Source organism: Streptomyces sp. G7(2002) (assembly GCF_028870195.1).
Lineage (GTDB): Bacteria > Actinomycetota > Actinomycetes > Streptomycetales > Streptomycetaceae > Streptomyces > Streptomyces nigrescens.
The window spans coordinates 7,194,541-7,217,056 of sequence record NZ_CP102609.1 but is presented as its reverse complement, the minus strand read 5'-3'; the positions used below and the strand labels follow the sequence as shown (position 1 = coordinate 7,217,056).

At 72.2% G+C, this 22,516-nt stretch carries 18 protein-coding genes; 7 read left to right on the top strand and 11 right to left on the bottom strand.

All coding sequences use genetic code 11. The features are described from left to right. Window positions 1–125: 125 nt before the first annotated feature. The 4 genes from NUT86_RS30760 to NUT86_RS30745 form a co-directional block, all read right to left on the bottom strand. The gene (locus NUT86_RS30760; protein ID WP_274738500.1) at window positions 126–2,606 is read right to left on the bottom strand and encodes a hypothetical protein; all 2,481 of its coding nucleotides are present in this window, start codon (window positions 2,604–2,606) and stop codon (window positions 126–128) included. A gap of 166 nt (window positions 2,607–2,772) precedes the next feature. Then, entirely contained in the window at window positions 2,773–4,476 is a 1,704-nt protein-coding gene (locus tag NUT86_RS30755; RefSeq protein ID WP_274738499.1) for a caspase, EACC1-associated type, read from the bottom strand. Between the two features lie 4 nt (window positions 4,477–4,480). After that, window positions 4,481–4,888, bottom strand: coding sequence for a hypothetical protein (locus tag NUT86_RS30750; RefSeq protein ID WP_159485681.1), 408 nt, complete (start codon window positions 4,886–4,888; stop codon window positions 4,481–4,483). 170 nt (window positions 4,889–5,058) lie between these two features. Next, window positions 5,059–5,859, bottom strand: a complete 801-nt coding sequence (locus NUT86_RS30745) for a VOC family protein (RefSeq protein WP_274738498.1) — start codon at window positions 5,857–5,859, stop codon at window positions 5,059–5,061. Between the two features lie 217 nt (window positions 5,860–6,076). Here NUT86_RS30745 and NUT86_RS30740 point away from each other — a divergent pair, with 217 nt between their 5' ends. Beyond that, window positions 6,077–6,610: a hypothetical protein gene (locus tag NUT86_RS30740; RefSeq protein WP_159485685.1), complete on the top strand. Its 534-nt coding sequence runs from the start codon at window positions 6,077–6,079 to the stop codon at window positions 6,608–6,610. Between the two features lie 31 nt (window positions 6,611–6,641). On the opposite strand, the gene NUT86_RS30735 is transcribed toward NUT86_RS30740, so the two are convergent. Continuing rightward, window positions 6,642–7,775 (bottom strand): acyl-CoA dehydrogenase family protein, encoded by a 1,134-nt coding sequence (locus NUT86_RS30735; protein ID WP_159485687.1) that lies wholly within the window; start codon window positions 7,773–7,775, stop codon window positions 6,642–6,644. Window positions 7,776–8,021: 246 nt separating this feature from the next. Here NUT86_RS30735 and NUT86_RS30730 point away from each other — a divergent pair, with 246 nt between their 5' ends. Both NUT86_RS30730 and NUT86_RS30725 read left to right on the top strand, forming a co-directional pair. Next, a complete protein-coding gene (locus NUT86_RS30730; RefSeq protein ID WP_109893389.1) occupies window positions 8,022–9,629 on the top strand; it encodes an AMP-binding protein in 1,608 nt (535 codons plus the stop codon). A gap of 4 nt (window positions 9,630–9,633) precedes the next feature. After that, a complete protein-coding gene (locus tag NUT86_RS30725; RefSeq protein ID WP_018088832.1) occupies window positions 9,634–10,485 on the top strand; it encodes a PaaX family transcriptional regulator in 852 nt (283 codons plus the stop codon). Window positions 10,486–10,504: 19 nt separating this feature from the next. Here NUT86_RS30725 and NUT86_RS30720 read toward each other — a convergent pair whose 3' ends face one another. Then, on the bottom strand, window positions 10,505–11,236 hold the full coding sequence (locus tag NUT86_RS30720) for an HAD family hydrolase (protein ID WP_229838405.1): 732 nt from the start codon (window positions 11,234–11,236) through the stop codon (window positions 10,505–10,507). A gap of 481 nt (window positions 11,237–11,717) precedes the next feature. Between NUT86_RS30720 and NUT86_RS30715 the strand changes: the two genes are divergently transcribed. Further along, window positions 11,718–12,350 carry a TetR/AcrR family transcriptional regulator gene (locus NUT86_RS30715; protein WP_018088830.1) on the top strand — a complete coding sequence of 211 codons (633 nt, stop codon included), beginning with the start codon at window positions 11,718–11,720 and terminating at the stop codon, window positions 12,348–12,350. Window positions 12,351–12,390: 40 nt separating this feature from the next. Here the strand turns inward: NUT86_RS30715 and NUT86_RS30710 are convergent, their stop codons facing one another. Next, window positions 12,391–13,416 (bottom strand): MDR family NADP-dependent oxidoreductase, encoded by a 1,026-nt coding sequence (locus tag NUT86_RS30710; protein ID WP_274738497.1) that lies wholly within the window; start codon window positions 13,414–13,416, stop codon window positions 12,391–12,393. A 228-nt stretch (window positions 13,417–13,644) separates the two neighbouring features. On the opposite strand from NUT86_RS30710, the gene NUT86_RS30705 reads away from it, so the two are divergent. Both NUT86_RS30705 and NUT86_RS30700 read left to right on the top strand, forming a co-directional pair. After that, complete coding sequence (locus NUT86_RS30705; protein ID WP_229838404.1) at window positions 13,645–14,241, top strand: ScbR family autoregulator-binding transcription factor; 597 nt, start codon at window positions 13,645–13,647, stop codon at window positions 14,239–14,241. Between the two features lie 142 nt (window positions 14,242–14,383). Then, a complete protein-coding gene (locus tag NUT86_RS30700) occupies window positions 14,384–15,364 on the top strand; it encodes a ScbA/BarX family gamma-butyrolactone biosynthesis protein (RefSeq protein WP_159485695.1) in 981 nt (326 codons plus the stop codon). Between the two features lie 132 nt (window positions 15,365–15,496). Here NUT86_RS30700 and NUT86_RS30695 read toward each other — a convergent pair whose 3' ends face one another. Next, window positions 15,497–17,824, bottom strand: coding sequence for a bifunctional salicylyl-CoA 5-hydroxylase/oxidoreductase (locus NUT86_RS30695; RefSeq protein WP_274740673.1), 2,328 nt, complete (start codon window positions 17,822–17,824; stop codon window positions 15,497–15,499). Between the two features lie 2 nt (window positions 17,825–17,826). Then, entirely contained in the window at window positions 17,827–18,654 is an 828-nt protein-coding gene (locus tag NUT86_RS30690) for an enoyl-CoA hydratase family protein (RefSeq protein ID WP_274738496.1), read from the bottom strand. 280 nt (window positions 18,655–18,934) lie between these two features. On the opposite strand from NUT86_RS30690, the gene NUT86_RS40695 reads away from it, so the two are divergent. Beyond that, entirely contained in the window at window positions 18,935–19,741 is an 807-nt protein-coding gene (locus NUT86_RS40695; protein WP_446750790.1) for a hypothetical protein, read from the top strand. On the opposite strand, the gene NUT86_RS30675 is transcribed toward NUT86_RS40695, so the two are convergent. Then, complete coding sequence (locus NUT86_RS30675; RefSeq protein WP_274738495.1) at window positions 19,704–21,248, bottom strand: amino acid permease; 1,545 nt, start codon at window positions 21,246–21,248, stop codon at window positions 19,704–19,706. The two genes, NUT86_RS40695 and NUT86_RS30675, sit on opposite strands and share 38 nt — an antisense overlap. 219 nt (window positions 21,249–21,467) lie before the next feature. Next, window positions 21,468–22,472 (bottom strand): ornithine carbamoyltransferase, encoded by a 1,005-nt coding sequence (gene argF / locus NUT86_RS30670; RefSeq protein WP_159485699.1) that lies wholly within the window; start codon window positions 22,470–22,472, stop codon window positions 21,468–21,470. Window positions 22,473–22,516: the final 44 nt, after the last annotated feature.

Here is a 22,516-nt window from a genome sequence, read left to right as displayed (position 1 = left end):
TCCGCCCGTGGTGGTCCTCCTGCGGTGGTCCTCCCTGTTGGCGCTCCCGCGGCGGTCCTCCCCCGTTTCTCCTCCCCGTTGGCCCTCCCGCAGCGGGCGCCCCGTCAAAATCAGGCACTCGCCGCTCAGGCCGGAACACGGGTCACTGCTCCGGCCGTTGCGGCGAGTTCGGGGAGGGTGCCGACGAATGTCGGGAGCAGCCGGAGGAAGACGGACCAGGCTTCGACGTCCGTGCCCAGATGTTCCCGGACTAGCGCCGCGGCCCGCTCCCGCACGGGCCGCCACATCTCTTCGGGGAACCGGTCGTCGCGGTGCCCGTAGCGGTAGCGGTGCAGGAGGTCGAGCGCCGCTTGGGCGGGGGCCGTGTGGTCGAGGAGGTCCTCCAGGGTGAGTGATCCGTTCCGCAGCGCGGTATCGGTCCAGCTTCCCCATCGCTCGGGGGAGTTGGCCAGCCCTGCCAGCAGCAGTTCGCGGGGGCAGTCCGGGTGCTCCGTCACGAGGGCGTTCACCAGGTCAGCGGAGAGCGGACCGGCGCGGTGCGCCGCCACCAGGGCTTCCCAGGGCAGCTCCATGCCCTCGCTGAGAAGCCGGTTCAGCCGTATATCGGGCCGGTCGCCCGGCCTGGTGAGATACGCCGCCAGCCGCTCCGGCGCCGCTTCCTCGGCGAGCCGGGCCCGCAGCCGCTCCAGACCGTCGGGGACGTCCAGCAGTTTTTCGGTCCAGCGGCGGAGGGTGACCGGGAGGCGGTTCATGGCCAGGATCTCCCGTACGGCGTCCGGCCCGCCGCGCTCCCACACGGCGCTCAGCAGCCGCAGCCGGCCGGCCGGAAGATAGAGGCGCAGCTTGTCGAGGATCCGGCGGGCCACGTTCAGGTCGCCGGATTCCAGGCCGTCCAGCAGCCGGTCGCGGTCCTGGCTGATGATCAAGTCGTCCAGCTCGGCGAGCAGTTCGCCGGACACCGGGCGGATGCCGCCGCCGCGCAGCCGGCCCGCGAGCAGCCGCGCGCGTTCGGACCGGTCGAGGAAGTGGTCGCGGAACAGCTGGGCGTCCACCGCCGGTTCGTCGAGACCGAGGAGGTACTCCAGCTTCTCCTCGCGGACGGCTCCGGCGGCCATCGCCAACTGGGCGGGAAGCCCGTGGGCGGCGACCACCGCCTCGCGGACCACGGGGGACGGATTCCCCTCCCGGAGGAATTGCTGGACGGCCAGCGGATCGAGGGAAGGGACGACGGCGATCTGGACCTCCTCCGGGGCACATTCGAGCATCCCGAGGAACGCGGCCCGGGACTCCTCGGGGGTGTCGCCCGGCGGGAACTGCGCGTTCCGCGGCCGTGGCCAGCTGGTGCAGCGCTTCTTGCGGGAGCCCGGGTCGGTGACGTCCGCGACCAGGGCGGCGACGCTGTTCCGGGGGAAGCGCCGCATCCGGTCGTAGTACGTCAGCCAGTTGACGGGGTCCGCGCCGAGCGGGGCCACGAGATCGGCGACGGCCTTGCGGGTCGGTTCGTGGGCGTACGGCAGCGCGCGCAGGATGTCCGCCGCCGGTGTCAGCTCGGTCAAGACCCGCTGCGGGGACAGCCCGCCCTCGCCGATGCCGCGCTTGAGGACGTGGCTCAGCGGGATGTCGTCCGCGGCGATTTCCGAGAGGAACTCGAAGGGGAGGTCGGCGGCCTGCCAGGCGGTCTGATAGGCGTTGTGACGGAAGCTCTCCCTCACCAGGTCGGCGGGGCAGCCCTCCCACCGGGTGAGCTGGAGCAGCCCCGAGCCGTAGTTGCCGGAGTGCCCCGGTGCCTTTCCCAGGGGCAGTCGTTCGTGCTCGCGCCGGATCAGGTCCCAGTCGAGGCCGTCGGGCCGCACGGCGGGGCCGTCACCGTAGCGGAGTTCCAGCAGCGCGCGGAGGTGCTCGGGGTCGGCCCACTCCCCGTCGGGCCGGTGCGCCCTCAGGAGGGACTCCGGATCGGGGGCGTCGATGGCCTGCCGCAACAGCTCCGGCAGCCATGGATGCCCGGATTCCAGAGCCGGGATCTCCTCGGACAGCTCCAGGAGCTGGGTGAACGGTTCGGTGCTGCCCCAGAGTTCCAGGAGGCCGATGCAGGCGTCCACGACCACCGGCGGGGGCAGATGCACGCCGAACAGGGCGAGGCCGACGACGTTCACCCCGGGGAATCCGCTGGTGAGGAGGGGGACGAGCGAGGAGCCGACGCGCTCGTTGCAGAGGACCGGGAACAGGCCGTCGTCCTCGTACCAGCGCGGATCCGTGAGGTCGGCGGCGTCCAGCAGCGCCGCCGGCAGGCCGGGTACGTGGTTCATCGCACGCCGGCGGTCCTCCTCGTCGTCGCGGAACACCGCGTACCACAACGCCCGGCCGACCGCCGGATCGCCGAGCTCGGCCGCCCCCAGGAGCCATTCCCCGGGCTCGATGAACAGCGCGGCCCGCATCTGCGCGGCGTCCCCGCCCAATAGCTCCTCGACCATCCCCTCCGGGAGCCCGAACCGGTCCGCGAGAACGGCCAGCAGCTCCGGGCGCAACCGCTCGGCTAGCCCCTCAGCGGTGGCCGGATCGGCGAGACTCAGCGCGAGGCGGAGCGCGAAGCGGTTGGTGTGGTTCACGGGTGGTTCCCTTCCCGAGCTGCGACCTGGCCGGTGGTCGCTGCGCGCACACCGGCCGTACCCGAGCGATCGTCACATGGACCACTGACAACGGCCCCTTGCCGCTGTGCCGATGTCCCCGCAGGGACCGGCAGCCACTACTGAAGGGCAGCCGTCACTTCGCGGCTCAGGCCCTGCCCACGCACTCGTTCCCGTCCCAGTCCCCGCCCTCGTCCTCGCCCTCGTCAACATCGAGATGGAGCAGCAGATCCCCGCGGCCGCCCTCGCGCAGATGCATCGTGCCGTGCGCGGCAAGCCGCAACGTCTGTCCCGAGCGCAGCCCGGCGGGGATCCGGACGGACTTCGGGCCGTCGAGCGTGGTCACCTCGATCGTGCCGCCGCTGCGTGCGAGCGCGCGCGGGATGCGCCGGGTCAGGTGCAGGTCGTCGCCCTGGCGCGCCAGCTCCGGGTGCGGGAGTTCGATAACCTCCAGGTAGAGGTCGCCGGGCGGGCCGCCGCCCGGTCCCACCTCGCTCTCCCCGGCGAACTGGATGCGGGTGCCGTGGTCGACACCTCCCGGGATCCGGACGGTGAGTGTCCGCCGTACGGGCACCCGGCCGGTGCCCGCGCACGGGGCGCACGGTGACGGAATGCGCACCCCGCTCCCGTCACAGGCGGAGCACTGGAGAGAGCTGCCGCCCGTCGGCCCCGGCCCGGACGTCCCGAGGCCGGAGCAGGAGTGGCAGGGGTATACCGGTGTGCCCACGGCGACGCCCGCGCCCTGGCACTGGTCACAGACCGCCGCGGTATCGATCTCGATGTCCTTGTCCGTGCCCAGCGCCGTCTCGGCCAGCGGGAACTCCATCCGGATCAGGGCGTCCTGGCCACGACGGGCGAGCCGGCGCGGGACGGAGGGGAGGCCGGTGCCCGGGCCGGTGCCGGGGCCCGCGCCGTTGAAGGCGTCCTTGAGCCGGGCGAAGAGGCCTTGCTGCGGAGGCGCCGTCTGCTCCCGGACCGCGGTCGGAGTGTTCCGGGGCGCGCTCTCCGCCGACGGTGACGGAGCCTCGGGAGCGGGAGCGGGGGCCGGATCAGGGGCCGGATCGGGAGCGGCCGACCCGGCGGGCGCCCCAGAGGCCGTACGGACGGGTGTCCGGGCGAGGATGACCCGGTACTCCAGATCGGCCCACATCCGGGGGCGCTGGCGCGCGCCGGCGTGGTGCAGGTGCTCGTAGACGTAGTCGTACAGCTCGGTGACCGTGATCCGGCCGTCCTGGTCGGCGTCCGCGTCGCCGCTGCGCAGGCCCTCGATCAGCGCACCGGTGAAGCGGGAGGGCTGCGGTGCGGCGGCCGCCAGATGGTCGCCCTCCCAGGCGTACTCCGTGCGGTTGGTCGCGGTGAGGATGGCGCGGCCGTGGCCGGCCAGCTCCTCCTTCACCTGGACGTAGTCGTCGCCCTTCGCGCCGGGGAGGAACGCACCGCTGTAGCAGCAGTCGAGCAGCACGACGATGGTCCGGGCCCGGCAGCGGGCCATCTGGTCGTGCAGGAAGGCGGCCGGGACCGCGGTGGAGGCCGGTAAGTCCTTGTCGGTGTCCTGGGTGGCGAAGTACAGGCGGCCCTCGTCGTCCTTGAGGCCGTGGCACGACAGATGGAGCAGCAGCAGGTCTTCCCGGCCGCGGTTGCGGAAGAACTGCTCCAGTGCGCGCTTGACCTCGTACGACTTGGCGTCCACGAGCTGCTGGACGGCGAAGCCTCCGATGCCGGGGTCGCGGAGGACCGCGGCCAGACCCTCGCAGTCCTGGCGTGGCGAGCGCAACGGTGTGAGCGCCGGGCTCTCGTACTCGCCGGTGGCGATCAGCAGTGCGTCCCTGCGGCCGGCTGGGGAACCGGGCACCGGCTCACTCCCCGGACGAGGGGGTGCCGGCCTGCCGGGCCCTCGCACTCACGAACGCGTCGATCAGACGCCGCTGGTCCTCGGCGGAGGCATGCCCCAACTCGATGGTGTCACCGTCGAGTTCCACCCTTACGCTGCGGAGCGGGCGGTGGCGCAGCCAGGTGTCGACCAGCTGGAGCACCTGGCGGACGAACAACGGGGCGGCGGTGACGAGGAGCACTCCCGCCGCGATGGTCTCGCCGGGTTTGGCGCCCTCGGGGGCAGCTGTGCCGCCGCGGGCGAACTGCACGTCCTCGACGTCGAGTTCCAGCAGCGCGCGACGCAACTGCTCGGCGAGCGAGCGGAGTTCCTCCGTATCGGTGTCCGGCGCACCTGCCAGATCGAGGGTCAGCTTGCCGGCACCGTTCTTCATCCCGCCCCCTGCTCAGACTTGGAGCAGTCAGTGTAAGCGGGGGGTGCGACAAACAGACCGGAAACGGGAATGACCTGTTTCGCACCCGCTCCCCGGCGCCTCCGGGCGGGCGGGGCGGCGGACGGGGGCACCCCGGGCAGTGGGCGGTTGTCACGCCGAGGGTGAGCCGCTCACAGCGTGCCCTGCGGCGTGAGCACCACGAACTCCGCGCCCGACGGGTCCGTGCAGACGGCGAGGCGGCCGACGCCGTCGGCGGTCTCCGGGCCCATCGAGAGGGTGCCGCCGTTGCCCGTCGCCAGGCCGACGGTGGCGTCGCAGTCCCGGGAGCCGAACACCGGGTGCCAGTACGGCTTCCCGCCGGGGCCGAGCAGATCCGCCGGGACGCCCATGAGGCCGCCGTGCATCCGCTCCTCGCCGCAGCCCGCGGGCGTCAGCAGGGTGTAGGTGCCACCGCCGCCGGGGAGCGGCATGTCCTGGGTGCTCCAGTCGAAAACGGCCTTGTAGAAGGTCTGCGCGGCGGCCGGATCGGTGGTGTAGAGCTCGGTCCAGACCAGTGAGCCCGTCCCGTCCGCGGCCTCGAAGCCCGGGTAGGAGGCCGGTTCCCAGACGGCGAACTCCGCTCCCTGCGGGTCCGTGAGCTGGGCGAACCGCCCGTCGTCCGCACCGGCCACCACCGGCGCCACGCGGACCGTTCCGCCCGCCCGCTCCACCGCCCGGACCGTGGCATCCGCGTCGGGGGTGTGGAAGTAGACCGTCCAGGCGGAGCGGGCGCCGTCCTCGGTGAGCGGGCCGACCGCGCCGACGGCCTTGCCGTCCAGCCGGAAGAGGGTGTATCCGCCCGTGTCCCGGCCGCTGTGCGGTTCGGCCTGCCAGCCGAACACGGCCCGGTAGAAGGCCGTTGCGACCTCGACATCCGGGGCGCCCAGATCGAGCCAGCACGGGGAGCCGGGAACGAAGTCAGTAGTGATCATGGCGATTCCCTTCACGGATACTCTCTGCAGTCAGCGTGACATCCGGCCACGGCCCTCGCCCGTCGGCCGGAATTCGGCGTCCGCGCCCGCGCTTGCTAGCCTGACGCGCGCTCGCCCAGAACACCCGGCGAGCGCATCACCAATCGGTTGCGCGTATGGGTACGCGCACACAGCGGCCGCCCACAGGGGCGGCCGTCGTCACGGGGGAGAAATAGCTATGCAGTTTCGCCATGTCCGCGCTGTCGCCGCATGCGCACTGGTGGTCGTCGCGCTGACCGGTGCCCGGCATTCGCACGGCGGGGGCTGCGGCAGCAGCCACAGCTCCAGCAGCAGCTCCAGCAGCTCCAGCGGCGGCTACAGCAGCAGCGACGGCGGCTACAGCAGCTCCGGGAGCACCACCAGCAGCAGCGGTACCACCACGGGCGGTTCGCCGACCGCCGGGTCCACCACGCCGCCCGAGTCGGACATCCGCATCACCGACTGCCAGGTCGACAGTGCGGCCGGCACGCTCAGCGCCAAGCTGAGCGTGACCAACGGGAACTCCGGGAGCACGGCGTCCTACAACGGCACCGTCCAGTTCACCGACGAGACCGGCGCCACCTTCGGCTCAGCGCAGATCTCCGTCAGCGGTGTGCCCGCCGGCCAGACCCGGCCCGCCTCGGTCTCCGGCACCTTCATCAAGAACCCCAACGACCAGGGACCGAAGTCCGGCAAGTGCAAGCTGGGCCAGGTCTGGAAGTCGAACATCTGAGGCGCCCAACGGGCCCACGCGGGCGCGGCGTTCAAGGCCGCGCCCGGTAGAGCTCCTTGGCGATGATCGAGCGCTGCACCTCCGTGGCGCCCTCGTAGATGCGCGGCGCGCGGACCTCGCGGTAGAGGTGCTCCAGCAGATGGCCACGGCGCAGCGCGCGGGCGCCGTGGATCTGCACGGCGGCATCGACGACGTACTGGGCGGTCTCGGTCGCCAGCAGCTTGGCCATGGCCGAGCGGCGGGCGAGGTCCGGGGCCCCGGTGTCGTACGCGGAGGCCGCCGCGTAGACCAGGAGGCGCGCGGACTCGACCCGGGTGGCCATCTCGGCGAGCTGGTGGCCGACGGACTGGAGGTCCTTGAGGGGGCCGCCGAACGCGGTGCGCGCGCCCGCATGCGTCAGCGCCGCGTCCAGCGCGGCCTGCGCCATACCGACCGCGAAGGCGCCGACGCTCGGCCGGAAGAGATTCAGGGTGGCCATCGCGACGGCGAATCCGCCGTCCACCTCGCCCAGCACGTCCGCCCTGGTCACAGGCGTGCCATCGAACACCAGTGTGCCGATCGGATGCGGGCTGAGCATGTCCAGGTGGGCGCCGGTCAGGCCGGGACGGTCGGCGGGGACGAGGAATGCGGTGACCCCGCGCGCACCCGCCGCGCCGCCCGTCCGGGCGAAGACCGTGGCGAAATCGGCCTCGGGGGCGTTGGAGATCCAGCACTTCTCGCCGGTGAGCCGCCAGCCGTCCGGGCCGTCCGGCTCGGCGGCCAGCGACAGCGCCGCGGCGTCCGAGCCCGCGCCCGGCTCGCTCAGCGCGAAGGACGCGACCGCGCGGCCGGCGGCCACCTCCGGAAGCCAGCGATCACGCTGGGCCGCGGTCCCGGACTGCACCACCGGATAGGCGCCCAGGCCCTGCAGCGCCAGCGCGGTCTCCGCCTCCGTGCACTCCTGGGCCAGGGACTCCCGCAGCAGACACAGGTCCAGGGCACGCAGCGCGCCCTGGGCGGGGAACAGACGGCGCAGCAGGCCCAGTTCGCCCAGGGCGGCGACCAGCGGGCGGTTGACCCGGCCCTCCTCGCCCTTCTCCGCCAGCGGGCTCAGCCGTTCGGCGGTCAGCGCGCGCAGTTCGGCGCACCATTCCTGCTCGTCCGGTCCCAGCGCGAATACGGTCACGAGGCGGCTCCCTGGTAGCGGTCCTCTATCGCGGTCTGTTGACTGCCGTCACGAACACGTTACGCTGACGACGGATCCGAACGGCAGTCCTCGACCGCAGAACGAGCAGCCAACCGAGCAGTCCCCGACCGGTTTCCGCACCGGCCTCCACAGTCCCCCATCCCTCTCCCGGCCGCCTGTCGGCCACCCGTCGGCCGCCCGTCGGCCACCCCCGGCCCACCGGACACGCCCTAGGGGGCACCCGTCATGGAGCTACGGTCCTCGGCCCACACCGACACCTTCGCGCGCGACCGGCTGCCGCCCCCCGAGCAGTGGCCGCACCTCACCGATCTGGGCTATCCCGACCGGCTGAACTGCGGCGCCGAGCTGCTGGACGGCACCATCGCGCGGCTCGGCGCCGACCGGCCCGCGGTCCGCGACGCGAGCGGACCGGTCTGGACGTACGGGCAGCTGCGCGCGCAGGTGGACGCCATCGCCCACGCACTCACCGACCGGCTGGGGGTGCTGCCGGGCAACCGCGTCCTGCTGCGCGGCCCCACCACGCCCTGGCTGGCCGCCTGCTGGCTCGCCGTGATGAAGGCGGGGGCGGTCGCGGTGACGGTGCTGGCCGCCCAGCGCCCCGAGGAGCTCGCCACGATCTGCGCCATCGCGCAGGTGCAGCATGCGCTCTGCGAGGTACGGGCCGTCGACGATCTCGCCAAGGCCGAGGTCCCGGGGCTGCGGATCACCACCTACGGCGGGGACGGTCCGGACGATCTGCGGCAGCTCGCCCGGCCGGGCGGCGCGCCGTACCCGGCCGTGGCGACCTCCGCCGACGATGTCGCACTGATCGCCTTCACCTCGGGCACCACCGGCCGCCCCAAGGGCTGTATGCACTTCCACCGCGATGTGCTCGCCATCGCGGACACCTTCTCGGCGCAGGTGCTGCGCCCGGAGCCGGACGATGTGTTCGCCGGCAGTCCGCCGCTCGGCTTCACCTTCGGCCTCGGCGGACTGGTCATCTTCCCGCTGCGGGCGGGCGCCTCGGCCTTTCTCGCCGACTGGGGCGGGCCGGAGCAGCTGCTCGGCGATATCGCGGCGCACCGGATCTCGGTGCTGTTCACCGCGCCGACCGCCTATCGCGCGATGCTGCCCAAGCTCGCCGGGCACGATGTCTCCTCGCTGCGCCGGTGTGTGTCGGCCGGCGAGAATCTGCCCGCCGCGACCTGGCAGTCCTGGCACGAGGCGACCGGTCTGCGGATCATCAACGGCATCGGCGCCACCGAACTGCTGCACATCTTCATCTCGGCCGCCGACGAGGCGATCCGGCCCGGGATGACGGGGCTGCCGGTCCCGGGCTTCCAGGCGCGGGTGGTGGGCGCGGACGGCGCGCCGCTCCCGGACGGCGCACCGGGGCTGCTGGCCGTGCGCGGGCCGACCGGCTGCCGCTATCTCGCGGACACCCGGCAGACGGAGTACGTACGGGACGGCTGGAACATCACCGGCGACACCTATGTCCGCGAGCCCGACGGCTACTTCCGCTATGTGGCCCGCGCGGACGACATGATCATCTCGGCCGGCTACAACATCGCGGGCCCCGAGGTGGAGGACGCGCTGCTGCGGCACCCCGACGTGACCGAGGCGGCGGTGGTCGGGCGGCCCGACGAGGACCGCGGGCAGGTGGTCGTCGCCCATGTCGTGCTGCGGGCCGGCGTCCCCCGGGGCGACGACACCGTCGCCGCGCTGCGCGCCTTCACCAAGACCCGCGTCGCGCCCTACAAATGCCCGCGCGAGATCGTCTTCCACACCTCGCTGCCGCGCACCCCGACCGGCAAGCTCCAGCGCTTCCGGCTGCGGGGACCCCATCTAGAGTGACCCGGTGAACGACCAGCAAACGCAGCGCACCCCACGGTCCCTGATCGTCACGTTCTACGGCGCCTACGGCCGCGGCGGCCCCGACACCCCGGGCGGAACGGCCGCCCCGGTGCCGGTGGCCGCCCTGATCCGGCTGCTCGGTGCGCTCGGGGTCGATCCGCCGTCGGTGCGCTCCGCGGTCTCCCGGCTCAAGCGGCGCGGGCTGCTGGTCCCCGCGCGGACGGCCTCCGGCGCGGCCGCGTACGGGCTGTCCGAGGCGGCCCGCCAGCTGCTGGAGGACGGCGACCGGCGGATCTTCGGCCGGCCCGCCGCACGGCTGTCCGACGGCTGGGTGCTGGCCGTCTTCTCCGTCCCCGAGGAAGAGCGGCACAAACGGCATCTGCTGCGCTCCCGGCTGGCCCGGCTCGGTTTCGGCACCGCCGCGCCGGGTGTGTGGATCGCCCCCGCGCAGCTCTACGAGGAGACCCGGCACACCCTGGAGCGGCTGCAACTGGACCCGTACGTCGATCTGTTCACCGGTACGCACGCCGGCTTCGCCCCCACGGCCGACGCGGTCGCGCGCTGGTGGGACCTGGACGCCGTCGCCGCACAGCACCGCGCCTTCCTCGCCGAGCAGGAGCCGGTCCTCCAGCGGTGGTCGCGGCGCCGCTCGGTGCCCCCCGAAGCGGCCTACCGCGACTATCTGCTGGCGCTGGACGCCTGGCGCCATCTGCCCTACGCGGATCCCGGACTGCCCTCTCCCCTCCTGCCCGAGGACTGGCCGGGCGGCCGCGCGGCCGAGGTGTTCGGCCGACTGCACACCACGCTCCGGGCCGCCGGGGCCCGTTACGCGCACGAGGCGATGACCGGGGCGTAGCGGCCCCCGCCCACCGGCCTCAGCGACGGCGCTGCTGGGCCCCCACCGTGACGCCCGAGCGCGGCCGGGCGGCGGCGATCACGGAGACCACGTCCTTGAAGGAGCTGCACATCCGGGTGCCGGCGACCGCGGCGAGCTCGCCGAACGTGCCGACGCCGTAGGTCACCGCGACCGGCTCCATGCGCGCGGTGACCGCCATCCTCATGTCCCCCACGGTGTCCCCCACATACGCGCTCTGCCAGGCCGCGACACCGAGCCGGCCGGCCGCCCGCAGCACCATCTCCGGATGCGGTTTGCCGCGCCGGACCATGTCCTGTCCGATGACCGGGCCGACCAGGTCACGGATGCCCATGACATCGAGCAGCGCCTCCGCGCTGCGGGTGGTCTTGGACGTAGCCACGGCCAGCTCGACCCCATGGGCGCGCAGCGCGGACAGCCCCGCGGTCACACCGGGGAAGAGCAGCTGCGGCCCCAGGCACAGCACTTCGTAGGCGAACAGTTCGCGGTAGCGGGAGATGGCGGCCTGCACCCGGCCGTCGTCCTCGGGCTTGCCCAGCAGCCGGCCGAAGGCGGGGCCGGGAGGCTTGCCGATGGCGGCGGCCGCCTGTCGGGCGGTCACCGAACATCCCTGCTCCGAGGCCACCTTGATCAGCAGTTTGCTGATCGCGGGGAGGGTGTTGGCGAGAGTGCCGTCCAGGTCGAAGACGGCGGCCCTGATCGTCTCACCTCCGGCGCCCCGTACACCTCTCACGGGACGTTCGACTTCCGTTGCTACGCGCATGGCTGGAGACCTTTCCGGATTGCGATGGGGGGTGCAGGGGCTCTGGTGGCGTTGCTGGCTCGGCTGATGGGGCGGCCTGCGGTCGACGACAGGTAACGGCAGCGGCGGTCTCGCCATGGCGCACCGCCGTCCAAGGCGGTACGCAACCGTCGAGGCGGTGCCACGGAAGGGAACGTCCCGTTTACCGCCTTCGGAGATTTAAAAACCGCCTGCGCTGTTTGTCAATGCATCCTCGTCAGCCCTGACGGGTCGACAACATCCCCTGGCGGAGCCAAACTGGGGGCACATGCCCCCCGCGAGGCACCGAGCGCCGGAACAAGCGGTTGATCGCCGCCTTCACGTCAGGGCCCACCAGTTCCGGCCAATCCCCTGAAGCATATCGAACCGCATGGTTGGTTTTCTATGTAGACTGCAATGAGCTCGCAGCCGTACTAGAGACGGGACGGACACCGTGCCCACCCAGCATCGCGCCATCCAGAGCCGCCAGGCACTCATCCGCTCGGCCGCAGAGACCTTCCTGGAGAAGGGGGTTCCCGCAGCGGGCATGGTCGAGATCAGCCGGCGGGCCCGGCTGAGCAAAGGGGCGCTCTACTTCCACTTCACCTCCAAGGACGACCTCACGCTCGCGGTGCGGGACGCCGCACTGGAGGCCCTCCAGGAGCTCGAGGACGCCTTCACCCGCTCCCCGCAGCCGCTGACCACCGCCGTACGGGAGTTCACCGTCGAGCTGTTCGGCCGGGTGGAGTCGGACGCCGTACTGCGCGCCGGACTGCGACTGCGGCCGGAGACCGCGCCGGGGCTCGGTATCTACGCCCTGGAGCAGCGCTGGTATGCGCTGTTTCTCGACAAAGCGGTGACGTGCGGGACCGGCGGGCCGGCCGGGCCGCATGCCTCGGACACCGAACCGCGGCGCACAGCCCAGTTGTTGACCTCGATCGTGGTGGGTCTGCTGCATCTGGGCAGCGAGGACGGGACGTGGTGGGACGAAGAAGCCATCGTCGGCCTGTGGGCGCTGCTGCCGTCCGCACCGGGCCGGATCCCGGCCGCGGTGCCGACTCCGGCGCAGCTCCCGGCGGCCGGCTGACCCGGCGCTCCCGGTCCGCCCCGGCCCTCGTGCCCCGGCCTCACAACTCGACCAGCACGGCCCCGATATGACGCCCCTGTGTCAGTTCACTCAGCGCCCGCGGTGCCTGCTGGATCCCCTTCAGAAGGGCGTGCGGGAAGACAAGCGAGCCCTCCCGCAGGCCCTGGCCGAACTCCTTGGTCCACTCCTGCGGCAGATCCGGATGCGCATGCAGCCCGAAGCCGCGCAGTGCCACCCGCCGCATGATGATGAGCCCCGGGTCGAGCTCCACCGGGGCGATGGCGCCGCTGCCGCCCAACTGGCTGGAGAGCGCGCCGACCAGTGCGAACCGCGCGTCGGCCCGGGCCACCGCGAGCGCCGCGGTGAGCTGCTCGCCGCCCACGGTGTCCAGCAGCACATCGATACCGTCCGGCGCCGCCCGCCGCAGCTGCCGCTCGATCGGCCCGGCGCCGCGCACGACCGTGTCGTCGTAGCCCAACTCGGCGCGCAGCCGCGCGGCTTTGCGCTCCGAGCCGGTGCTGCCGATGACCCGCCCGGCGCCCAGCCGCCGTGCGAGCTGTCCGGCCATGCTGCCCACGCCGCCCGCCGCGCCGCTGATGAACACGGTGTCCCCCGGTCTGACCTCGGCGGCCAGGCGCAAGGCACCCCAGGCGGTCGCCCCCTGCGACAGATGCGCGGCCGGGGACGGCAGCGGATCCTCGGCGAGGCTCCGTACCCGCGACTCCTCGACCGCGGCGAACTCCCGCCATCCGTAGGGGTGATGGACCAGTTCACCGGGTGTGAAGCCGCCTCCGGGCGCCGCCACCACCTCGCCGACCGCCGAGCCCCACAGCGCCTGACCCGGCACGAATGAGGCCATGGGCAGACGGATTCCGGTCATCTGCGTGCGCATCGCCGCGGTCACCGCCATGACGCGGTTGCGTACCAGCACCTGCCCTGGTTCCGGCTCCGGCACCGGCACCTCGGCGATCATGAAATGGTGTGCCGTCAGCTCGCCTTCGGCCCGGGCGGCAAGCCGGACCTCGCGGTGCAGGGCAGGTATGCCGGGGACGACGGTGGGGGACATCGGACAGCTCCTCGCGCTCGTAGCACTCGATGGCGCCGCCCCGGAGGGCCGCGCCGGTTCCTACCCGCCGGGGCCCGCCTCCGGACCGGGCGCAAATTCAATACCGCATGGTTGGCTTCTTTATGATGCGGAAATAGACTGCGCGGCCACGGGCAGCGGGTCGCACTCAGGCACAACAACTCCAAGAGAGCATACGGAGGATGATCGGTGGTCAAGCAGGAACGCGCAGTGCGCACCCGACGCGCCGTCCTCGAAGCAGCGGCTCATGTCATCGGCACCCGCGGGTACCAGGCCGCCACGATGGCCGAGATCATCCAGCGCGCCGGGGTCACCAAAGGAGCGGTGTACTTCCATTTCACGTCCAAGGACGCACTGGCCCGCGCGGTCATAACGGAGCAGACCGATCCGTTTCTGCCGCAGGTCAGCGAGTCCCGGCTGCAGGACGCCATCGACTTCACCCACCAGGTGGCACTGGCCCTGCGCAGCGACCCGTTGCTGCAGGCCGGCACCCGGATCGCGGTGGAGACGACCTTCAGCGAGGATCCGCTGGTGCCGTACCAGGCCTGGACCGACATCATCACCACGATGTTCACCGAGGCCCGGGACAACGGGGAATTACTGCCCGGTGTGGCGCCGGACCGGGCGGCCGAGTTCTTCGTCGCGGCCTATATGGGCGTGCAGTTGTTCTCCCGCGCCGCGACCAACCGCGCCGATCTCCCGGAGCGGGTCACGGCCCTGTGGAAACACACGCTTCCGGGGCTCGCGTCGCCCGGAGCGCTGAGCCATCTGGATCCGCACGGCCGCTGTGTGAAGGTCCCGGTCTGACACCGGAGCCGCCGCCCTGGCAGAGCCGCCGGCTCTTTCGGCTCTGGAAAACAAACCACATGGTCCGTATCTTAGTGGCGGGCCGTTACCAAGCCTCAGCCCGTCAGGGCGCTGAGAGCCGCACCTCAGAAAGGAACCACCCATGGCCAGCGCCACGCTCACGCCGTACTTGCGCGATCAGCACCACAAGATCGAAGGCCGGTCCGCCGACGGAAACCGACCGTCGGCGCTCACCACCACCGTGCCGCGCGAGTACGTCCACCGCACGGCCGTTTCCGAGGTGTTCCTGACGAACTGGCGGCGCGGCGCGGCGGCCGACAGCTGGGTGGTCAGCGCCCAGTGGCCGCGCGCCCACACCTTCTACGGTCCGCTCCACGGGCTGCACGACCCGATCCTGCTGATAGAGACGGTGCGGCAGACCGGCATATTACTGAGCCATGTCGTGCACCGGGTTCCGCTCGACCACCCGATCATCTGGCAGCGGGTCCGCTACGACCTCGCGCCGCAGGCGCTGCGCACCGCGCAGCGGCCCGCCGAGGTCGAACTGCACATCACCGACCACGACATGGTCTTCCGCGGCAAGCGGCTCGTCAGTGCCCTCCAGGAGTTCCGGATCGTGTGTGACGGCGCCGAGCTGGCCTCCGCGACGCTCGACTACTCCTGTCACAGCCCGGCCGTCTACCGTCGGCTGCGCGGCGAGTACAGCGATGTGGCGCTCGCCAACTCCCGGGCGCTGCCGCTGCCCGGGGCCGTGAGCCCGCGGCTGGTCGCCCGGGAACACGACCGCGATGTGGTGCTCTCCCCCACCGACCGGCCCGACCTCTGGCAGCTGCGGGTGGACACCTCGCACCCGGTCCTCTTCGACCACCCCGTGGACCACGCCCCCGGCATGCTGATGGTCGAGGCCGCCCGGCAGGCCGCACAGGCGACGACGCCCGGCTTCACGCTGCCGGTCTCCTTGGAGTGCTCCTTCTCGCGGTACGCCGAACTCGATGCGCCGTCCTGGGTTCAGGCGCGGACCACCGGCCGGGGAGACGACGACCGCCGGCAGGTCGAGGTCACCGTCGAACAGCACGGCCAGCTGGTCGTGTCGGCCCAGATCACCAGCGTGCCGACACCCTGACCGGCCCCTGACCGGCCGCCGCACCGGCCCTCCGGTCCCCTGACGGCTTCCCCGCCGGACCGCACCGGCCCGCCGACGTCCCCTTTCGGACCGGCCCCGTAACGGCCCCGCCCCGCTGCCCGTGCCTCCCCGTCACCGCAGCGTGAGGCGGGGCTTCGGCGCATCCGTGCGCCCGGTGGGCGGAGTGCGGCTGCCCGCCTGGTACGGCAGCGGCCAGGGAGCGCCCGGCCCGGCGTACCCCTGCTCAGCGGCGGCGTGCAGCGTCCAGTGCGGGTCGTACAGATGCGGTCGGGCCAGCGCGCACAGGTCCGCCCGCCCGGCCAGCACCAGGGAGTTGACGTCGTCCCAGGAGGAGATGGCGCCGACCGCGATGACCGGTACCCCGAGGGTGTTGCGGATGCGGTCGGCGAACGGGGTCTGGTAGGAGCGGCCGAAGTCGGGGCGCTCGTCGGGCACCACCTGGCCGGTGGACACATCGATGGCATCGGCACCGTGCTCGGCAAAGGCCTCCGCCATCGCCACCGCGTCGGCCGCGGTGGTGCCGCCGTCCGCCCAGTCGGTCGCGGAGATACGGACCGTCATCGGGCGCCCGGCCGGCCAGACGGCGCGGACCGCGTCGAAGACCTCCAGCGGGAAGCGCAGCCGGCCGGTGAGATCGCCGCCGTAGGCGTCGGTGCGGTGGTTGGTGAGCGGTGAGAGGAATCCGGAGAGCAGATAGCCGTGGGCGCAGTGGAGTTCGAGCAGATCGAAGCCGGCGCGGGCGGCGGACGTGGCCGCGCGTACGAACTGCTCGCGGATGAGCGCGAGTTCGGACTCGGCGAGGGCGTGCGGGGTCTGGTTGACGCCGGGGCGGTAGGGCAGCGCGGAGGGTGCCACGAGGGGCCAGTTGCCGTGCGGGAGCGGCTGGTCGATACCGTCCCACATCAGCCGGGTCGAGCCCTTGCGGCCGGAGTGGCCGAGCTGGACGCCGATGGCGGTGCCGGGGGCGGAGGTGTGCACGAAGTCGGTGACCCGGCGCCAGGCCGTCTCGTGCTCCGGCGCGTACAGCCCCGTACACCCGGGCGTGATCCGCCCCTCGGGGCTGACACACACCATCTCCGTCATCACCAGTCCGGCGCCGCCCATCGCGCGGGCGCCGAGGTGGACGAGGTGGAAGTCGCCGGGGGTGCCGTTGCCGTCCGCTGCGGAGTACATGTCCATCGGGGAGACCACGACCCGGTTGCGCAGGGTCAGCCCGCCCAGCCGGAACGGCGTGAACATGGGCGGTGTGCCGGCCGGGGTGCCCGCCTCGTCCTCGACGGCCGTGACGAATCCGGCGTCGCGCAGCCGCAGATTGTCATGGGTGACCCGGCGGCTGCGGGTGAGGAGGTTGAAGGCGAACTGGTGCGGCGGCTGGTCGAGGTAGGTGGCCAGCTCCTCGAACCAGGCGAGGCTGGCGCGGGCGGCACGCTGGGTGGACGCGACGACGGGGCGGCGCTCCTCCTCGTAGGCGGCCAGGGCGGTGGCGGTGTCGGGCTGCTCCTCAAGACAGGCCGCCAGCGCCAGGGCGTCCTCGACGGCGAGCTTGGTGCCGGAGCCGATGGAGAAGTGCGCGGTGTGCGCGGCATCGCCGAGCAGCACCGTATTGCCGTGCGACCAGCGGTCGTTGACGACCGTGCGGAAGGCGGTCCAGCTGGAGTTGTTGCCGCGCAGCGACCGGCCGCGCAGGGCGTCGGTGAAGACCTTGGCGCACCATTCGGCCGACTCGCGCTCATCGCAGCGGTCGAGTCCGGCCGACCGCCAGACCTCCTCGCGCATCTCGACGATGACCGTGCTGGCGCCGGCGGAGCCCTCGGGCCCGGCGGACGGTGCCGCGGGATCGTGACCGGGCTCCGGACGGGCGAAGGGGTAGGCGTGGAGCTGTACGACGCCGTGCTCGGTCTCCGCGATCTCGAAGCGGAAGGCGTCGAAGGCGAAGTCGGCGGCGAGCCAGATGTAGCGGCAGCGGTGGGTGGTCAGCTGCGGACCGAAAGCGTCGGCATGCGCGGTGCGGGTCGTGCTGTGCACCCCGTCGGCGGCGATCACCAGGTCGTACGCGCGCGCCAGTTCGGCGGCCGGCGGGGCTTCGGTGCGAAAGCGCAGCTCGATGCCGAGGTCGCGGCAGCGCTGGTGGAGCACGGCCAGCAGCCGGCGCCGTCCGAGCGCCGCGAAGCCGTGCCCGCCGGAGGTCAGGGTGCGGCCGCGGTGCACGATGTCGATGTCGTCCCAGCGGACGAACTCCGCCTGGAGGGCGCGGTAGACCTCCGGGTCGGCGTGCTCGATGCCGCCGAGGGTCTCGTCGGAGAGCACGACGCCGAAGCCGAAGGTGTCATCGGGTGCGTTGCGCTCCCATACGGTGATCTCGCGGGTGGGGTCGAGGCGCTTGAGCAGGGCGGCGGCGTACAGCCCGCCCGGCCCGCCGCCGATGACGGCGACCCGCATGGCTATTTCCCCTGCCACTTGGGGGCCCGCTTCTCGGTGAAGGCGGCATGGAACTCCGCGTAGTCGTCGCTGTTCATCAGCAGCGCCTGGGTGGCGGCGTCCATCTCCACGGCGGCGGCCAGCGGCATATCGAGCTCGGCGGTGAGCAGCGCCTTGGTCTGGGCGTGCGCCATCGCGGGCCCCTCGGCGAGCCGCCGGGCGAGCGCCGCGGCCGCCTCGTCGGCCCGGCCCTCCTCGGCCAACTCGCTGATCAGACCGAGACGTTCGGCCTCCGGCGCGCGGACGGTGTCGCCGAGCATCAGCAGCCGGGTGGCGTGACCGAGACCGATGACGCGGGGCAGCAGATAGGCCGCGCCCATGTCGCCGCCGGACAGCCCGACCCGGGTGAAGAGGAAGGCGAACCGGGCGGACGGGTCGGCGACCCGGAAGTCCGCGGCCAGCGCGAGCACCGCGCCCGCCCCCGCCGCGACCCCGTGCACCGCCGCGATCACCGGGAACGGACACTCCCGCACCGCCCGGACGACCTGCCCGGTCATCCGGTTGAAGTCCAGCAGCTGCGCGGTGTCCATGCCCAGGGTGGCGCCGATGATCTCCTCGACATCGCCGCCGGAGCAGAATCCGCGCCCCTCCCCCGCGAGCACCAGGGCGCGTACGGAACGCTCCCGGGACAGCTCCGCGAGCAGGTCGCGGAGGTCGGCGTAGGCCTCGAAGGTGAGCGCGTTGAGCTTGTCCGGGCGGGCCAGGGTGACGGTGGCGATCCCGTCCTGCCTCGTCACTCGGATGTGCTGCCAGTTCTCTGTACTGCGGGCGGATCCTGCGAACGGGCTCATCGGACTGCCTGCCCCCTTTGGCCGGTCGGCCGGTGGATGCTGTTCCGGATGCTCTTCGAAGTTATCACTCGTTCATGACTGTCGTCATGAGAACGCGATACGACTTCTGCCGTCGGGGCCGTCGGGGTGACCCTGCCGAAGGTCCCGGCCGCCGCAGGACGTAGGTCATGCCGGCCCCGGCCGCTCGCCCCTGATTCCCCGCCTCCGGGCTCTCTACGGTGGGGGTATCCGATCCGGCCTCAGGCCTCCGACCCGGCCCTTTGTGAACGGACGACCGCGCATGCTGGAACCGCCCACCCCTGCGACCTGGCGCATCACGCTGCCGCGCGGCGCGACCGCGGTGCCCATCGCCCGTGCGATGGTCCGGACCGCCATGCAGGACCTCCGGGCGACGGCCGACCGGACCACCGCACAGCTGCTGACCGCGGAGCTGGTCACCAACGTGCTCAAGCACACCCGCGGCGCCGACCCCATCGAGCTGGTGGTGGAGCTGCGGCCGGCGGGCTGCCGGATCGAGGTGCACGACGACAGTCCGCGGCTCGTCGAGGGACTCGGCGACCCGCTCCCCCTGGTGGAACCGGACGCCCCGGTGCTGGCGTTGGCACCGGCCGGTCCCCCGCCGGTCCGCACCGCGGACGGCCCCCCGGCAGCCGACGGCCGTGTCCCGACGCAGCGCGCGAAGGACACCGGGCAGCAGGGCGGGCACGGCGAGGAATCCGACGGGCCCGAGGAGCACGGCACGGACGACGAACACGACGCGGGCGACGAGCACGACACGGACTGCCAGGACGACGGGTACGAGCGTGCCGATCCCGACGACTACACCGACACCGACGCCGACACCGACGCTCCTGCCGACACCGCCAACGATGCGGAGATCCGCGACGACTCCCACAGCGCGGACGACGCCTGTGCCGCGATCGGCGTCGACGCCCCTTCCGCCGCCCCGGGCTGCGGAGGAAGCCACGACGGCCGTGGTCTGCTGCTGATCCGGTCCCTCAGCGCCGCCTCCGGCTGCCGTCCGACACCGCGCGGCAAGGCCGTCTGGTTCACCCTTCCCGAGCTGCGGCGCCCGCGCCGGCGCTGACGGTGGCCGCACCGGCCTCGTCGGCCCCGGCCGCCGGGTCCTGCGACGCCGGGTCCTGCGGCGCCGGGTCCTGCGGCGCCGGGTCCTGCGACGCCGCGCCGAGCCGCGAGCGACGGCGCCCGTAGCACGTGTAGAGCAGCGCACCGGCCACCAGGAACCCGGCGAACTGGAGCCAGGTCGCCGGGCCGGTGCCGTACATCAGGTAGAGGCAGAAGCCGACGCCGAGCACCGGGCTGACCGGGAAGAGCGGGACGCGGAAGCGGCGCGGCAGATCGGGGCGGGTGCGGCGGAGCACCATCACACTGAGGTTGACCACCGCCATGACCGCCAGCGTCCCGATGGTCGACAGGTTCATCACCGCGTCCAGCGGGACGACCGCGGCCGGCACGGCGAAGACGACCGCGACGATCCAGGTGTTGGCGACCGGGGTGGACGTCCGGGGCGAGACCCGCTCGAAGATCCGCGGGACCAGTCCGTCCCGCGACATCGACATCAGGATGCGGGTCTGGCCGTACATGACCGCGAGGACGACCGAGGCGATGGCCACGACGGCGCCGAATGCGATCACCCCGCCGCCCAGCGTCGAGTGGGTGACGTGGTTGACGATCAGCGACAGCGCGGCGGGCCGGCCGGCGACCTGGTCGGCGGAGAGCGCGCCGATGGCGGAGACCGCGACCAGGCAGTACAGGACGGTGACCACACCGAGGGAGACCATGATCGCGATGGGGATGTTCCGCCGCGGGTCCCTGACCTCCTCACCGGCCGTGGTGATCGCGTCGAAGCCGATGTACGAGAAGAACGCGAGCGAGGCGCCGGAGGTGATGCCGGCGACGCTCTCCGGGGCGAACGGCGAAAGGTTGCCGGCCTGGAAGGCGCTGAAGCCGATCACGCAGAACAGGACGAGGATCGCGAGCTTCAGCACGGCCATCGCGGCGGTCGCGCGGGCGCTCTCCCGGATGCCGCGGACGAGCAGCAGCGCGGCGAGCACCATCACGACGACGGCCGGGATGTTGACGATGCCGCCGTCGCCGGGCGGCTGGGAGAGCGCGGCGGGCAGCTGCCAGCCGGTCAGGCTGCCGAGCAGTTCGTTGAGGTACTGGCCCCAGCCGACGGCGACCGCCGAGACCGAGATGCCGTATTCGAGCAGCAGGCACCAGCCGACGAGGAAGGCGATGCGCTCGCCGAGGGTGGCGTAGGCGTAGGAGTAGGCGCTGCCGGAGACCGGTATAGCGCCGCCCAGCTCCGCGAAGGAGAAGGCGGTGAAGACGCAGGTGACGGCCGCCAGGACGAAGGACACGATGACGGCGGGGCCGGCCTCGGCGACGGTGTCGGACAGGCCGACGAAGATGCCGGTGCCGACGATGGCGCCGATGCCGAAGCAGATGAGCTGGAAGAGCCCCATGCTGCGCTTGAGGCCGTTGCCTTCGAGATCCGCGCCGGATTCGGCGACGAGGATATCGGGCGACTTGATGCGCAGTCCGGACGGACGGAAGACGGGCGGGCGCACGGTGGTTCTCTCTCTGGTGGTGCGGTGCGCGCGGCGGGGGTGGGCCGCACACAGAGCGGGGTCCGGACCGGTGGGTCCGAACCCCGCGAGCGCTCGATGGTAACCGCTGCCACCGTATGATCGCCCATTTGTGCGTATGGCTATGCAGTGTCCTGTTTATGAGTGCGCTGTATGTGCAGTGCGCTGTTTGTGCGGTGTGCGCCCGGGCGGCGGGCGGCCCTATCGGGCGAGCGTCGCGACCAGCACCGACTTGATCGTGTGCATCCGGTTCTCCGCCTCGTCGAAGACGACGGAGTGCGCGGACTCGAAGACCTCGTCGGTGACCTCCAGCGACGAGAGCCCGTGCCGGGCGTGGATCTCCCGGCCGACCGCCGTGCCCAGGTCGTGGTACGCGGGCAGGCAGTGCAGGAACTTCACCTCCGGCTTGCCGGTGGCGCGCAGCACGTCCATCGTGACCGCGTACGGGGCGAGCAGCGCGATCCGCTCGTCCCAGACCTCCTTGGGTTCGCCCATCGAGACCCAGACGTCGGTCGTCACGAAGTCCGCACCGCGTACGCCCTCGGCCACGTCCTCGGTGAGCGTGATGCGGGCGCCGCTGGCCTCGGCGAGCCGCTGCGCCTCGGCGATGACCGTCTTCTCGGGCCACAGCTGCTGGGGCGCCACGATCCGTACGTCCATGCCGAGCAGGGCGCCGGTGACGAGGTAGGAGTTGCCCATGTTGTTGCGGGCGTCGCCGAGGTAGGCGAAGGCGGTGTCCGTCAGGGGGCGGCCCCGGCCGTGCTCGACCATGGTCAGCACGTCGGCGAGCATCTGGGTCGGGTGCCAGTCGTCGGTCAGTCCGTTGAAGACGGGCACCCCGGCGTACGCTGCCAGCTCCTCGACGTCGGACTGACGGCTGCCGCGGAACTCGATACCGTCGAACATCCGGCCCAGGACCCGGGCGGTGTCCTTCACCGACTCCTTGTGCCCGATCTGTGAGCCGGACGGGTCCAGGTAGGTGGTGGAGGCACCCTGGTCCGCGGCCGCGACCTCGAAGGAGCAGCGGGTCCGGGTCGAGGTCTTCTCGAAGATCAGGGCGATGTTCTTCCCCTGGAGGCGAGGGACCTCGGTGCCGGCGCGCTTGGCTGCTTTCAGCTCGGCCGCCAGGTCGATCAGTCGGCGGAATTCCTCGGCGCTGAAGTCCAGCTCCTTGAGGAAGTGGCGGCCCGTGAGGTCTATCGCCATGGGTGGGCTCCTGGTTCGCGGCGGTCGGGACGGACTCGGACCCT